Annotated in this window: 10 protein-coding genes; 7 read left to right on the top strand and 3 right to left on the bottom strand. The window is 68.9% G+C overall.

Annotated features, from left to right (window positions below):
- Window positions 1-399: 399 nt before the first annotated feature.
- Both UYS_RS0210145 and trxC read left to right on the top strand, forming a co-directional pair.
- Window positions 400-2,763: a DNA polymerase II gene (locus UYS_RS0210145; RefSeq protein WP_156821595.1), complete on the top strand. Its 2,364-nt coding sequence runs from the start codon at window positions 400-402 to the stop codon at window positions 2,761-2,763.
- A gap of 100 nt (window positions 2,764-2,863) precedes the next feature.
- Entirely contained in the window at window positions 2,864-3,301 is a 438-nt protein-coding gene (trxC, locus tag UYS_RS0210140) for a thioredoxin TrxC (protein WP_016855394.1), read from the top strand.
- A 26-nt stretch (window positions 3,302-3,327) separates the two neighbouring features.
- On the opposite strand, the gene UYS_RS0210135 is transcribed toward trxC, so the two are convergent.
- The 3 genes from UYS_RS0210135 to UYS_RS0210125 all read right to left on the bottom strand — a co-directional run bounded on the left by UYS_RS0210135 (window position 3,328) and on the right by UYS_RS0210125 (window position 6,120).
- Window positions 3,328-4,329, bottom strand: a complete 1,002-nt coding sequence (locus tag UYS_RS0210135) for a nucleoid-associated protein (protein WP_016855393.1) — start codon at window positions 4,327-4,329, stop codon at window positions 3,328-3,330.
- A gap of 91 nt (window positions 4,330-4,420) precedes the next feature.
- Window positions 4,421-5,182, bottom strand: a complete 762-nt coding sequence (locus UYS_RS0210130) for an ABC transporter permease (protein WP_016855392.1) — start codon at window positions 5,180-5,182, stop codon at window positions 4,421-4,423.
- A complete protein-coding gene (locus tag UYS_RS0210125; RefSeq protein WP_016855391.1) occupies window positions 5,179-6,120 on the bottom strand; it encodes an ABC transporter ATP-binding protein in 942 nt (313 codons plus the stop codon). The genes UYS_RS0210130 and UYS_RS0210125 overlap by 4 nt, the downstream gene beginning before the upstream one ends.
- 318 nt (window positions 6,121-6,438) lie before the next feature.
- Here UYS_RS0210125 and UYS_RS0210120 point away from each other — a divergent pair, with 318 nt between their 5' ends.
- The 5 genes from UYS_RS0210120 to UYS_RS17245 are packed head-to-tail and all read left to right on the top strand — an operon-like array spanning window position 6,439 to window position 14,146.
- Window positions 6,439-7,803, top strand: coding sequence for a TolC family protein (locus UYS_RS0210120; protein WP_016855390.1), 1,365 nt, complete (start codon window positions 6,439-6,441; stop codon window positions 7,801-7,803).
- Window positions 7,800-8,999 carry an efflux RND transporter periplasmic adaptor subunit gene (locus tag UYS_RS0210115; protein WP_040478233.1) on the top strand — a complete coding sequence of 400 codons (1,200 nt, stop codon included), beginning with the start codon at window positions 7,800-7,802 and terminating at the stop codon, window positions 8,997-8,999. Before UYS_RS0210120 ends, UYS_RS0210115 begins: the two co-directional genes overlap by 4 nt.
- Complete coding sequence (locus UYS_RS0210110; RefSeq protein WP_237738451.1) at window positions 8,986-12,141, top strand: efflux RND transporter permease subunit; 3,156 nt, start codon at window positions 8,986-8,988, stop codon at window positions 12,139-12,141. Before UYS_RS0210115 ends, UYS_RS0210110 begins: the two co-directional genes overlap by 14 nt.
- Complete coding sequence (locus UYS_RS0210105) at window positions 12,135-12,806, top strand: response regulator transcription factor (RefSeq protein WP_016855387.1); 672 nt, start codon at window positions 12,135-12,137, stop codon at window positions 12,804-12,806. Before UYS_RS0210110 ends, UYS_RS0210105 begins: the two co-directional genes overlap by 7 nt.
- Window positions 12,803-14,146 carry a sensor histidine kinase gene (locus tag UYS_RS17245; protein WP_156821594.1) on the top strand — a complete coding sequence of 448 codons (1,344 nt, stop codon included), beginning with the start codon at window positions 12,803-12,805 and terminating at the stop codon, window positions 14,144-14,146. Before UYS_RS0210105 ends, UYS_RS17245 begins: the two co-directional genes overlap by 4 nt.
- Window positions 14,147-14,190: the final 44 nt, after the last annotated feature.

Raw genomic sequence — 14,190 nt, 5'->3', positions numbered from 1 at the left:
ATCCATGATGGTGCGCCGCAGCGTGAGCGTTCGGCACGGTATCGTCGCAGCATGCCCCTGTATTTTGATAACTATTTGATTCTTAGTCTTTTCCGGCTTTGTGGTCTAGGCGTTGCTAATGGTTGGGTGTCGGCGGTCGTCCCTGCGTCGCAGCATGACGACCGGCCCGACGAGTGAGCTGGCGTGCTCCAACTGGCCTCCCTTCGGGGAGGCTTTTTTTGTGCTTGTTCGGTCTCCGGGGCGCGCCGAGTGGAAGGGCTGGCGTGGATAAGAGCCGAGCCCTGCTCACCGAAACCCCATCGATGTCGGACGCTGTCATTTCCGATCTGATGAGCGAGGTGTGAAGCCACGGATGGCACGGTAAGATCATGTCGACACGCGGGTAGACCTGGAGCAGTGGTGGCGATACGGCAGGGATTCATCCTGACCCGACATTGGCAGGAGACGTCCGAAGGCCCCCAGGGCGAGTTCTGGCTGGCCACCGATGAGGGGCCTCTGCGAGTACGCGTGCCGCCGCGGCCGTCGGTAGCCTTCCTGCCGGCGGAGCAGCGAGGGCGCGCGAATCGAGTGCTGCACGGCGAGCCCGGGGTCGAACTGGGCTCACTCGCGCTGCGCGACTTTCATCGGCGCCCCGTGCTGGGGCTCTACTGTCGGCAGCATCAGCGGCTGACGGCCCTGGAACGACGCCTGAAGCACGCCGGCGTGGAGGTCTACGAGGCCGATATCCGGCCGCCGGAGCGCTATCTGATGGAGCGCTTCATCACCGCACCGGTGAGCGTCGAGGGGGAGCCCGACGGCGCGGGCGGCCTGATGGCGACGCGGCTCAGGCCGGCGCGGGACTATCGTCCGCGACTCAAGGTGGTGTCGCTGGACATCGAGACCAGCGGGAGCGGCGAGCTGTATTCCATTGCCCTGGAAAGCGGGCAGGAACGCCGGGTACTGATGCTGGGCCCACCCAACGGCGCGGCCGAGGGGCTCGATTTCGACCTCGAGTACTGCGATAGCCGCTCGGCCCTGCTGGCGCGGCTCAACCGATGGTTCGCCGAGCACGACCCGGATGCCATCATCGGGTGGAATCTCGTGCAGTTCGACCTGCGCATCCTCCACGAACATGCGCGGCGGCTCGGCGTTGCCCTGCGCCTGGGGCGCGGCGGCGCCGTGATGGAGTGGCGTGCCCAGGGCCATCAGGCCCATCGCTTCGTCGCCTCGGCGGCGGGGCGGCTGATCATCGACGGCATCGAGGCGCTGCGCTCGGCCACCTGGCACTTCTCTTCCTTTTCCCTGGAACACGTGGCCCAGGCCCTGCTCGGCGAGGGCAAGGCCATCGACAACCCCTACCAGCGGCTGGAAGACATCCTGCGCATGTTCGCCGAGGACAAGCCGGCGCTGGCGCGCTACAACCTCAAGGACTGCGAGCTGGTGACGCGGATCTTCGCCGAGACCGAACTGCTCGACTTCCTGCTGGAGCGGGCCACGGTCACCGGGTTGTCCGCCGACCGCAGCGGCGGGTCGGTGGCGGCCTTCACCCATCTCTACCTGCCGCGCCTGCACCGCCTGGGGTTCGTGGCGCCGAATCTCGGCGAGGCAGAGGCCGCCGAGAGCCCCGGCGGCTTCGTCATGGATTCACGCCCCGGGCTCTACGACTCGGTGCTGGTGCTGGACTTCAAGAGCCTGTATCCCTCGATCATCCGCAGCTTCCTGATCGACCCCGCGGGCCTGGTGGAGGGGCTCGCCGATCCCTCGGATGCGGCCTCGGTGCCGGGGTTTCGCGGGGCCCGCTTCTCGCGGTCGCAGCACGCACTGCCGGCGATCGTGGCGCGGGTCTGGGAGGGGCGCGAGGCCGCCAAGCGCGCGGGCAACGCGCCGCTCTCCCAGGCGTTGAAGATCATCATGAACAGCTTCTATGGCGTGCTGGGATCGAAGGGCTGTCGCTTCTTCGATGCGCGCCTGGCCTCGTCGATCACCATGCGCGGGCACGAGATCATGCGACGCACGCGCGAGCTGATCGAGGCCGAAGGCTATACCGTCATCTACGGCGACACCGACTCCACCTTCGTGTGGCTCGGTCGCGAGCATCCCGAGCGGCAGGCGGAGGCCATCGGCCGGCGCCTGGTGGAACACGTCAATGCCTGGTGGCGTGACCACCTGGCCCGGGAATATGGCCTCGCGAGCGCGCTGGAACTGCAGTTCGAGACCCATTACCGACGCTTTCTGATGCCGACCATTCGCGGTGCCGAGGCGGGCAGCAAGAAACGCTATGCCGGGCTGGTGCGTGACGCGTCCGGGGACGAGCGGATGGTCTTCAAGGGGCTGGAGAGCGTGCGCAGCGACTGGACGGACCTGGCCAAGGACTTCCAGCAGGAGCTCTATCGGCGCATCTTCAACGGCGACCCCTATCGGGATTTCGTCCGCGACTATGTGCGCCGCACCCTGGCCGGCGACTTCGATGATCGACTGGTCTATCGCAAGCGGCTGCGTCGTTCCCTGGCCGACTATCAGCGCAACGTGCCGCCCCATGTGCGGGCGGCGCGGCTCGCCGACGAGGCCAGCGAACGGCTCGGTCGGCCGCGCCGGTATCAGCACGGCGGATGGATTCGCTACGTGATGACGGTGGCGGGGCCGGAGCCTCTGGAACAGCAGTCTTCGGCCATCGACACCGATCACTATCTGACCCGCCAGCTGCAGCCGGTGGCGGATGCCATCCTGCCGTTCGTGGGAGACGACTTCGCGACCCTGATCGACCGTCAGCTGGGGCTGTTCTGAGCCTGCCCCGTCTTGACGTGGCCGATCGTCGTGCTGCGCTTGATGGCGCCGGCATCTGGCGACATAGTGTCTCGGGATCTTTCCCCTCTGGAGTCCCATCATGTCCGATGCCCTGCTGCTGGGCTGTGCCCACTGTCATGCCATGAACCGGGTTCGCCCCGAGCGTCTCTCGGCCGGCCCGCGCTGCGGCAAGTGCCAACAGCCGATGTTCACCGGCGAGCCGCTGACGCTGACCGCTGCCAACTTCGAATCGCTGGTGGCGCGCAGTTCGCTGCCGGTGGTGGTCGACTTCTGGGCCAGCTGGTGTGGCCCGTGCAAGGCGATGGCGCCGATCTTCGCCGAGGCGGCCCGCGAGCTGGAGCCGCGCCTGCGCTTCGCCAAGCTGGACACCGAGGCCGAGCAGGCCCTGGCCAGTCGCTTCGGCATCCGCAGCATCCCGACGCTGATCCTGTTCAAGCACGGCCAGGAGGCGGCTCGCCAGCCGGGGCTGCTGCAGGGGCCGCAGCTGCGCCAGTGGCTGGCGCCGCACCTCGGCTGAGGCGCGGATGATCGGGGCGGCCGGCGTCAGTCGCCCTGGCGCTGCTTGAGCTGGTCGCGCAGCCCGTTGGGCACCTTCTTGATGATCAGCCGGTCGCCGTCCTCGTCGTACTCCACGGCGGCGCCCAGCAGATGGGAGTCGAAGCTGATCGAGACGCCGGCGGCGCGGCCGGTGAAGCGCCGGAACTGGTTGAGGGTGCGCTTGTCGGGCGGGATCTCGGGGTTCAGCCCGTAGTCGCTGTTGCGGATGTGCTCATAGAACGCCTTGGGGCGCTCCTCGTCGACCAGCTCGGAGAGGTCCTCGAGGGTGATCGGCTCGCCGAGCTTGGCCTGGTCGCTGGCGTAGTCGACCAGGGCGTCGGTCTTCTCGCGGCTGGCTTCTTCCGGCAGGTCCTCGTTCTCGACGAAGTCGCTGAAGGCCTTGAGCAGGGTGCGGGTCTCCTCGCCGGCGTCGCGCTGCTCGCGGGCGCCCAGCGCCTCGGCGAAGGCCTCGGACAGCTTCTTGCCGCCGCGGTCGCGGGTCCAGGAGAGATACGGATGCGAGGCCGAGCCGTTCTGCCACTGGTTGACGTCGAGGCGCGCGGCCAGCGTCATCTGGGCCAGGTTGAGCTGGCGGGCGGGCACCACGCCGAGGGCATCGTCGATGCCGAAGCCGTCGCGGTGATGCAGCAGCGCGAGCATCAGGTAGCGGGCCTCGCCCTGGCGATGGTCGACGACCAGCAGGTGGCCGCCCACGGGCAGGTGGTCGTCGATCAGCGGCACGATCTGCTCGGCCAGCGCCCGGGTCAGGCCGGGGAAGTCGCGCTCGCCGTCGAGGAAGCTCGACAGGGCCGCGGGAAAGGCGGCCGGTTCGTCGTCGGCGAAGCGGCCCCAGTTCTTGGCCTTGCCGTGATAGGCGTCGTTGAGCCCCGAGACCAGGTCGTCCAGGGCCGTGGACGCCGCCAGCGGCGCCTCGGCGGGCACGAGGCGGGCCGGCGTCTCGCCGTCTCCCTTGTCGATGCGGTGGATGATGCTGTGCAGGATCGGCATGGGAACCTCCCTCGGGCTCGGTGAACGGGGGCAGGGATGATACCCGCCGCGGCGCGGCGGCGATAGCGCGGCGGGTATCCAGGCGGGACGGTCAGGGCTTGAGCCGATAGCCGCTGCGGAAGATCCCGTTGACCACGGCGAGCGCCACCGCCAGGAACAGCCCGATCACCGCCAGGCTGGCCCAGATGCTGACGTCGCCCATGCCATAGAAGCTCCAGCGGAAGCCGCTGACCAGGTAGACCACCGGGTTGGCCAGCGTCACCGCCTGCCACAGCGGCGGCAGCATGTCGATGGAATAGAAGGTGCCGCCGAGGAAGGTCAGCGGGGTGATCACCAGCAGCGGCACCAGCTGCAGCTTCTCGAAGCCGTCGGCCCAGATGCCGATGATGAAGCCGAGCAGGCTGAAGGTCAGGGCGGTGAGCACCAGGAACAGCAGCATCACCAGCGGGTGGGCGATGGTGAAGGGCACGAACAGGCTCGCGGTGCCGAGCACGATCAGCCCCAGGATCATCGACTTGGTGGCCGCCGCGCCAACGAAGCCCAGCACCACCTCGAAGTAGGAGACCGGCGCCGAGAGGATCTCGTAGATCGAGCCCGAGAAGCGCGGGAAGAAGATGCCGAAGGAGGCGTTGGAGACGCTCTGGGTCAGCAGCATCAGCATGATCAGCCCGGGCACGATGAAGGCGCCGTAGCTGACGCCCTCCACCTCGCTGATGCGGGTGCCGATGGCGGCGCCGAAGACCACGAAGTAGAGCGAGGTGGAGATCACCGGCGAGACGATGCTCTGCAGCACGGTGCGCAGGCTGCGCGACATCTCGGCGACGTAGAGGGTCTTCACGGATTCGAGGTTCATGGGGCCTCCCTGACCAGGCTGACGAAGATGTCCTCCAGCGAGCTCTGCCGGGTGTGGAGGTCCTTGAAGTGGATGCCGGCGGCGTCCAGGTCGGCGAGCAGCTCGGCGATGCCACTCGCGTCGTCGCCGTCGTGGCGGCCGTCGTAGGTGTAGATCAGCGCCTGGCCGTCCTCGGCGATCTCCAGGCCGTGGGCCGCCAGTGCCCCGGGCAGGCGCTCGAGGGGCTCGTGGAGCTGCAGGGTCAGCTCCTTGCGGCCGAGTTTTCGCATCAGCTCGCGCTTCTCCTCGACCAGCATCAGCTCGCCCGAGCGGATCACGCCGATGCGGTCGGCCATCTCCTCGGCCTCCTCGATGTAGTGAGTGGTAAGGATGATGGTCACGCCGCTGTCGCGCAGCTGGCGCACGACCTCCCACATGTCGCGGCGCAGTGCCACGTCGACGCCGGCGGTGGGCTCGTCGAGGAACAGGATCTGCGGCTCGTGGGCCAGCGCCTTGGCGATCAGCACCCGGCGCTTCATGCCGCCGGAGAGCGTGATCAGGCGGTTGCGACGCTTGTCCCACAGCGACAGCGATTTCAGTACCCGCTCGATGTGGGCCGGGTCCCTCGGCTTGCCGAACAGCCCGCGGCTGAAGCTCACCGTGTCCCACACCGTGGAGAAGGCCTCGCTGGTCAGCTCCTGGGGCACCAGCCCGATCAGGCGGCGCGCCTGGCGATAGTCGGCGACGTTGTCGTGCCCGTCCACCAGCACGCGGCCGGCGGAGGCGTTGACCAGCCCGCAGATCACGCTGATCAGGGTGGTCTTGCCGGCACCGTTGGGGCCGAGGAGGGCGAAGATCTCGCCGCGCCGGATCTCGAGATCCACTCCCCTGAGGGCCTCGAAGCCGCTGTCGTAGGTCTTCGACAGCGCCTCGACGCGGATCACGCTTTGCTTGCTCAATGCTCGATACCTCCCTGGCTGTGGGCCCTGGCGAGGGGCTGGCCCGTCGGCAACGCCTCGCGTCCGGGGCGTCCTCTTCCGACACCTTAACGCTTTCCTAACCTCCGACGGTACATGCTGGCGTTGCCTCGAGAGAGGCGTGATTCCCTGTTCCCTTGGCCGCCTGTCCCGGGCGGCTCTTTTTTTGCCTCTCGCCCCTCGAACGGAGGCGTATTTGCTGAATTCGTTAACATTCTCTTGCCTCATTATTGTGCATCATTCCTCGACATTTTCTGGCCGGCGCATGCCGGCTGCCCTGTGCCTTCGGAGCCTGCCGAGATGCCCCACCGTTCCTGGCTGCCCGTCTGGGTATTGCCCCTGACGCTACTGCTGTCGGCCTGCAGCACGTTCGATCACGCCGATGGCGGCCTCGCCGATCGGGCCGAGGCGGATCGCTCGGAGGTGGCCGCCTGGCCCGCGCTGTCGGAAGCGGAGAACGCCGGTTCGCTCGACGCCTTGATCCCGTCGGACAATCTCGCGGCGCTGGTGCATGAGGCCCTGGTCGCCAATCCCGGGCTGCGCCAGACCTGGCTGACGCTGCGCACCCGCCAGGCCGAGCTGCGTCAGACCACGGGCGACCGCTGGCCGGGCCTGGAAGCGGGGCTGTCAGGCTCCCGTGACGAAAACGCCGCGGCCAGCTACACGGGCAGCGTCAGCATCGACTGGGAGGTTGACCTGTGGGGGAAGCTCGCCGACGAACAGGCCGCCGCCATGGCGGACGTCGCCGAGGAACAGGGGCTCTACCAGTCCGCGCGAGACACCCTGGCCGGTGAGGTGATGAGCGCCTGGGTGGGCCTGATTGCACAGCGGCGCGCCGTGGCGATCCAGTCGCGCCGCCTGGAGACCCTCAAGACCAACCAGGCGCTGATCATCGACCAGTATCGCGCGGGCCTCGGTAGCCTCGAGGACCTCGACACGGCGCGCAGCAACGTCGCCAGCGCCCGGGCCACGCTCGAGGAGCAGCGCGAGACGCTGGCCCAGCGGCGTCGCTCGCTGGCGGAAATGCTCGGGCGTTCCTCGGCCGAGCGGATCGCGGTGCCGGACGACTTCCCCGAGACCCTGCTGGTGCGCCCCGAGCTGCCGGAGCAGACCCTGGCGCGGCGTCCGGACCTCCAGGCCGCCTATGCGGCGATCGAAGCCGCCGAGCGCCGCACCGACGTGGCCTACAAGGACCTGCTGCCCTCGCTGGACGTGACGGCGGCGCTGGAGGACGTCGCCGAGACGCCTCACGAGGCCCTGCTCGGCGATCCCCTGTGGTCGCTGCTGGGCCAGCTCACCGCACCGTTGTTCCAGGGCGGGCGGCTCAAGGCGGCGGCGGACATCGCCGAGCTGGAGGCCGCTCAGGCCTATCAGGCCTATCGCGAAACGCTGCTCGAGGCGGTGGGCGAGGTGCAGGATGCCATCGGCTTCGAGACCTCGCTGGCCCGGCGTCAGGCGGATACCGCCGAGGCGCTGGCGAGCGCCCGCCGCAGCCTTGGGCAATATACCGAGCGCTACCGCGCCGGGCTCGTCGACCTGGTGGACCTGCTCGACGTGCAGCAGCAGACCTACGATCTCGAAGCCAGCCGCAACGACCTGATCGAGAGCCGACTGACCAACCGCATTGACCTGGGACTGGCCCTGGGGCTCGGAGTGAACGAATGAACGTACGACCTTCCCGATGGATTCCCTTGCTGCTGGCCCTGGTCGTGCTGGCCGGTGTGGTGGCCTTCATCGCCGCGAGGATGGGTTCGGCCGCCGGCGGCCCGCCCGGCGGGGCATCCGGGCAGGGGGCGGGACAGGCGGCGGAGCAGGACACCGCCGTGCGCCCCGATGTCTCCGTCGTCGAGGTGGCCGCGGGTCGCTATCAGCCTCGCGTCGAGGGCTACGGCGAGGCGTCGCCCCACCATGAACTCGAGCTGACCGCCCAGGTCTCGGGCCGGGTGGAACGCCTGAGCGACCGTTTCGCCAGCGGCCGCGTGGTGCCCGCCGGCGAGACCCTGGCGACCCTCGACGATCAGGCCTATCAGGAGGCCGTGGCCGAGGCCGAGGCGACGCTGGCGACCCATCGTGTCTCGCTGCTCGAGGAACAGCGCGAGGGCGAGCAGGCCCGTCGTGACTGGCAGCGCTCCGGGCTGAATGGCGAGCCGGATTCGCCGCTGGTGCTGCGCGCGCCTCAGCTCGCGGCGGCCCGTGCCGACGTCAAGCAGGCCGAGCGGGCCCTGGCCAGCGCTCGGGAGGATCTCGCCGATACCCGCATCGAGGCGCCCTTCGACGCCCTGGTGGTGAGCCGCGACGTGGCGCCGGGCAGCTATCTTCAGGCGGGCGGCAGCGTGGCGACCCTGTACAGCACCGATCGGGTCGAGATCGCGGTCGCGCTCTCGGCCAGCGAGTGGGCGCGCCTGGAGGATCCCGAGAGCGGCGAGGTCGCGTCCGAGGCCGTGACCCTGAGTGCCGTGGATACCGGCCAGCAGTGGCAGGGGCGGGTGCTGCGCAGCGAGCGACACCTCGACGAGGATCGCCAGCGCTCGTTGATCGTGGCGGTCGATGCGCCGCTGGCGCAGACGCCGGCGCTCATGCCGGGTACCTTCCTCGAGGTCAGCCTCGAGGGCCGCCGGGTCGATGGCCTGTGGCGGTTGCCGCCCTCGGCGCTGAGCCAGGCCGGCGAGATCTGGTATCTGACCGAGGACGATCATCTGGCCAGCGTCGCCGTGGCCCCGCTGTTCTCCGACCGCGATTACCTCTATGTGCGTCCGCCCGCCGAGCTGGCCGAGGGCACGCATCGCGTGGTGTCGCATCCCCTGAACAGCTACCTGCCGGGCATGGCGGTGACCCCGGTGGAGGCCGATGACAATGCGTGACAGCGGCCATTCCCGAGGCCCGATCGCCTGGTTCGCCGCCAACCCCATTGCCGCGAATCTGCTGATGGTGCTGGTCCTGGCGCTGGGCGTGATGAGCATGGGCGAGCTGCGCCGCGAGGCCTTTCCTAGCCTGGTGCCCGACGGCCTGACCATCAGCGTCGAGTACGACAGCGGCTCGGCGAAGCAGTCCGAGGAAGGGCTGGCGATCAAGATCGAGCAGGAGCTGGAGGACGTGGAGGGCATCGACACCGTCACCAGCAGCTCCACCGGCAGCGGCGTGACGGTGACGGTCGACATGGTCTCGGGCTATGACCTCGACACCCTGATGCGCGACGTCAAGAACCGCGTCGATGCCATCTCGACCTTCCCGACCGATGCCGACAACCCGGTGATCGAGAAGGATCGCCGCGAGGATCATGCGCTGTGGCTCCAGCTCCACGGCGATGCCGACCGCGAGACCCTGCAGACGCTGTCGATGCGGCTCAAGAAGCGGCTGCTGCGCGAGCCGGAGATCGGCGAGGTCAGCCTCTCCGGCTGGCAGGATCCGATGATGGTGGTGGATATCCGCGAAGGGGTGTTGCAGGCCTACGGGCTATCGCTCTCCGACGTCGAGGACGCGATCAACGATGGCTCCTCGAACGCCATGACGGCGACGCTGCGCAACGACGACCTCTACCTGCAGCTGAAGGCCTCGGAGCAGGCCTATCAGGCGCGCGACTTCGCCCGGCTGCCGCTGCTGACCACCGACAGCGGGCGTATCCTGCGCCTCGGCGAGGTCGCCGATGTCCGCGACACCTTCGACGACGAGGACCCGGTACTGTCACGCTTCGAGGGGCGCACCAGTATCGCCCTGCAGGTGGTGACCACCGGGCAGAGCGACATCGCCGATTCGGTGGCGGCGGCGCGGCGGGTGATCGAGGACTGGCGGGCCGACCCCAGCCTGCCTCACGACGTCGAGCTCGACACCTGGTTCGATCGCAGCCAGTCGATCCTCGAGCGGCTATCGCTGCTGGTGAACAACGCCATCACCGGCATCGTGCTGGTGTTCCTGCTGCTGGCGGTGTTCCTCAACCTGAGCGTGGCCTTCTGGGTGGCCATGGGGCTGCCGTTCATCTTCTTCGGTACCCTGTTCTTCATGGGCGACGGCCTGGCCGGGCTGACGCTCAACATGTTCACCACCTTCGGTTTCATCATGGCGCTGGGCATCGTGGTCGACGATGCCGTGGTGGTGGGGGAGAGCGTCTATGCCACGCGCCAGCGGCGAGGCGACAGCCTGGACAATACCATCCTCGGTACCCGGGTGGTGGCGGTGCCGACCCTGTTCGGCGTGGCCACCACGGTGGTGGCGTTCTTCGCGCTGTCGCGCATCAGCGGTCACCTGGGCCAGCTCTACGCCCAGTTCGCCACCGTGGTGGCGATCTGCCTGGTGCTCTCGGTGATCGAGTCGAAGTTGATCCTGCCCGCGCACCTGGCGCATGTGAACACGCGTCAGCGTCCGGCGCGCCGGACGCTGACGCGGGCCTGGCGGCGGGTGCAGTCCGCCGCCGATGGCGGGCTCGACTGGTTCGCCGAGCGCTGCTATCGCCCGCTGATCGATATCGCCCTGGTGCATCGCTACGCCGTGGTCACGCTGTTCGTCGCCCTGCTGGTGATGGTGCTGAGCATGCCGTTCACCGGCCTGCTGCGGATGAGCTTCTTCCCCGAGGTGCCGGGCGACACCGTCAACGCGTCTCTGACGATGCATGGCGATGCCAGCGTGGGTCTCACCCACCAGGCGCTGAACGATCTGGCCGACGAGGCCCGCGAGGCCGACCGCTCGCTCACCGGGGAGGGCGACAGCGGCATCGCCCATCTGCAGGTACTCTCGACCTCCGTGCAGCAGGGCTCGCTCACCGTCGAGCTGAGGAGCGATGCGTCCTATGACATCGCGACCTTCACGCGCCGCTGGCGCGAGCTTGCCGGCGTGCCCGAAGGGGCGCGTTCGCTGAGTATCCAGCACGTGCGCGAGATGGCCGAGGCGCTGCGTATCGAGCTGCGCGCCTCCGACGACGAGACCCTGGAGCGGGCCGGCGAGTCGCTCAAGCAAACGCTGACCGGCATCGCGGCGGTCAGCGGTATCGAGGACAACCTCGATCCCTCCCAGCCCCAGCTGCGGCTGGCGTTGAATGCCCAGGGACTGGCGCTGGGCATGACCACTGACGACCTGGCCTCCCAGGTGCGCCAGGCCTTCAGCGGCCGGGTGGTGCAGCGCTACCAGCGCGGCGACGACGAGATCGAGGTCAAGGTCCGCTACCCCGACGATGCGCGGCACAGCGTGGCCGACGTCATCGAATCGCAGGTGCGCACCCCCGACGGCGACGTGGTGCCGCTGGCCAGCGTGGCGACCCTGACCCAGGACATGACCCGCGACACCATCACCCGTATCGATGGCCAGCGCGCCGTCTACCTCAGCGCCGACGTCGACAAGGCGCTGCTGTCTTCCTCCGAGCTGGTGGCGCAGCTGCGCCGCGATGCGGTGCCCACGCTGGAGGCCCGGTATCCGGGGCTCGACATCCACTTCGCCGGCGAGGCCGAGCAGCAGGCCGAGACGCAGACCTCCATGCAGCACGTGTTCCTGGTGGCGATGCTGGCCATCTTCATGCTGCTGGCGATTCCGCTGCGTTCCTACGTGCAGCCGCTGCTGATCATGACCGCGATCCCCTTCGGCGTCGTCGGCGCGCTGCTGGGCCATTGGGTCAACGGCCTGGCGCTGGGGATCCTGTCGCTGAACGGGATCATCGCCCTGAGCGGGGTGGTGGTGAACGACAGCCTGCTGCTGGTCACTCGCTTCAACGCCCTGCGCCGCGAAGGCGTCGAGGTGCGCGAGGCGATCGGCCAGGCCGGTCGCGACCGCTTGCGGGCCGTGCTGCTGACCTCCGTCACCACCTTCGCCGGGCTGATGCCGCTGCTCGGCGAGACCTCGCGCCAGGCGCAGTTCCTGATCCCCGCCGCGGTGTCGCTCGCCTATGGCATCATGTTCGCCACCGTGATCACCCTGGTGCTGATCCCCAGCCTGCTGGTCGTGCAGCATGACATCGCCGACCGGCTGGCGTGGCTGAAGCGCCGCTGCTGGCCGTCGTCCGACGAGGAGGCGTCATGCTGAACGCGCTGCTGGTCGAGGACGACCTCGACCTGGCCGAGACGCTGATCGACTATCTGGCGCTGGAGGGCATTTGCTGTGACCACGCCGCCAACGGCGCGGCGGGGCTCGCGCTGGTCGAGCGACAGGCGTTCGATGTGGTGCTGCTCGACCTGCACCTGCCCAGGCTCGACGGCCTGCGCGTCTGCGAGCGGCTGCGCGAGGCCGGGCGCGATATCCCGGTGCTGATGCTCACCGCCCGCGACGGCCTCGACGACAAGCTCGCCGGCTTCGCGGCCGGCACCGACGACTATCTGGTCAAGCCCTTCGAGCTGCAGGAACTGGTGGTGCGCCTCCATGCGCTGGCCAAGCGCCGCAGTGGCCAGATGCAGTGCCTGCGCTGCGCCGACCTGGAGATGCATCTCGGCGAGCGGCGCGTGGTTCGCGCGGGGCGGTCGATCCATCTCTCGCCCACCGGCTGGCGGCTGCTCGAGGCGCTGCTGCGTGCCTCGCCGCACGTGGTAACGCGCGCGGCGCTGGAGAGCACGCTGTGGGGCGACGACGTGCCCGACAGCAACAGCCTCAAGGTCCATCTCTATCATCTGCGCCAGGCGGTGGATGCCCCCTTCACGACTCGCCTCATCCAGACGCTGCCCGGTCATGGGGTGGCGCTCAGGGCGTCGTCATGAGGCGGCTCGGCAGCCTCAGGGGGCAGCTGTTGCTGGGCGGACTGTCGCTGGGGCTGCTGCTGGTGGTCGGCTACTCGCTGCTCAGTGCCAACTACTTCCTGCGCGGCATGGACAACATCACCCTGGCCCACATGGCGCGGGTGGCCGACGGCTATGCCCGGCGGCTCGAGGGCGAACGGTCCCGCGGCCTCGAGGAAGTCGCCGGCTACCAGCTGAGCGGTCGCTGGCAGGCCATGCCCGAGGCGGTGCGCCAGGCCTTCGATGGGGTGCCGAGCGAGCCCGGGCGCCTCTACAAGGGCCGCGATGACGGGCCGTCGGAGCGGCCGACCTTCTATTTCGCCATGCATCATCCGACGGCCTCCGGCTCGCTCTATGTGGTGGACGCGGTGGTTCCGCCCCCCGAGCCGGGCATGGCCGACGCGGGCATACCGCCGCCGCGCGATGCCCTGAACAGCCTGATGACGCTGCTGGGGCTGGGCGTGGCCATCGCCGTGGGGCTGCTGGTGGCGCTGCTGTGGTGGCTGCGCCATGTGTCGCGCCCGGTACAGGCGCTAGGCCACTGGGCGCGCGGCCTGGATGCCCGGCGCCTGCAGGAACCGACCCCGGACTTCGGCTATCCCGAGCTCAACGAGCTGGCCGCGCTGCTGCGCGGTGGCCTGCAATCGGCCCACGACGGCCTGGCGCGGGAGCAGCGCTTCCTGGCACACGCCAGCCACGAGCTGCGCACGCCGATCACCGTGCTGCGCCACAACCTGGAGCTGCTGCGGCGCTTCCAGCAGACCCATGACGAGACCTGGAGCCCGCGCCATCGTCAGGTGTTCGCGCGCATGGAGCGGGCCGGCACCACCATGAAACACCTCACCGAGACCCTGCTGTGGCTGAGCCGCGAGGAGGGCGCGGCGCCGCCCGATGTCAACGTCGACCTCGCGGCACTGCTCGAGGGGCAGGTCGCCGAGCTGGAGTATCTGCTGCGCGACAAGGCGGTCGCGGTCGAGCTCGACACCGAATTCTGCCGCGTGAGCCTGCCGGAGGCCCCGGCCCGGATCGTGCTGGGCAACCTGATCCGCAACGCCTTCGTGCACACCTGGGAGGGGCGGGTGGTGATTCGCCAGCGCGGCGCTGAGGTGCAGATCGACAATCATCGGCTGCCGTCGACTGCGGCCGAGGCCGGCGAGACGGCCGGGGAAAGCGGGTTCGGCCTGGGGCTGCAGCTGACCGCTCAGCTGACGGAGCGGCTGGGCTGGCCCTACGAGAACCTGGCCGATGCGACGGGCCATCGCGTGCGGGTGGTGTTCGAGGCGCGGGACGCCGGGCCGATGGGGCAGGGCGGCGCCTCATGAAAAAGGCCGCGCCGGAACACCGACGCGGCCCTCGTGTACCACAG

It is taken from the genome of Halomonas smyrnensis AAD6, assembly GCF_000265245.1.
Lineage (GTDB): Bacteria > Pseudomonadota > Gammaproteobacteria > Pseudomonadales > Halomonadaceae > Halomonas > Halomonas smyrnensis.
This window is presented reverse-complemented; position numbering and strand designations above follow the sequence as displayed.

What these genes read in the sequence shown, in the direction of transcription:
- UYS_RS17245 (WP_156821594.1), top strand. Translation starts at nt 12,803, where the DNA reads ATGAGGCGGCTCGGCAGCCTCAGGGGGCAGCTGTTGCTGGGCGGACTG.
- UYS_RS0210110 (WP_237738451.1), top strand. Translation starts at nt 8,986, where the DNA reads ATGACAATGCGTGACAGCGGCCATTCCCGAGGCCCGATCGCCTGGTTC.
- UYS_RS0210115 (WP_040478233.1), top strand. Translation starts at nt 7,800, where the DNA reads ATGAACGTACGACCTTCCCGATGGATTCCCTTGCTGCTGGCCCTGGTC.
- UYS_RS0210130 (WP_016855392.1), bottom strand. Translation starts at nt 5,182, where the DNA reads ATGAACCTCGAATCCGTGAAGACCCTCTACGTCGCCGAGATGTCGCGC.
- UYS_RS0210120 (WP_016855390.1), top strand. Translation starts at nt 6,439, where the DNA reads ATGCCCCACCGTTCCTGGCTGCCCGTCTGGGTATTGCCCCTGACGCTA.
- trxC (WP_016855394.1), top strand. Translation starts at nt 2,864, where the DNA reads ATGTCCGATGCCCTGCTGCTGGGCTGTGCCCACTGTCATGCCATGAAC.
- UYS_RS0210105 (WP_016855387.1), top strand. Translation starts at nt 12,135, where the DNA reads ATGCTGAACGCGCTGCTGGTCGAGGACGACCTCGACCTGGCCGAGACG.
- UYS_RS0210135 (WP_016855393.1), bottom strand. Translation starts at nt 4,329, where the DNA reads ATGCCGATCCTGCACAGCATCATCCACCGCATCGACAAGGGAGACGGC.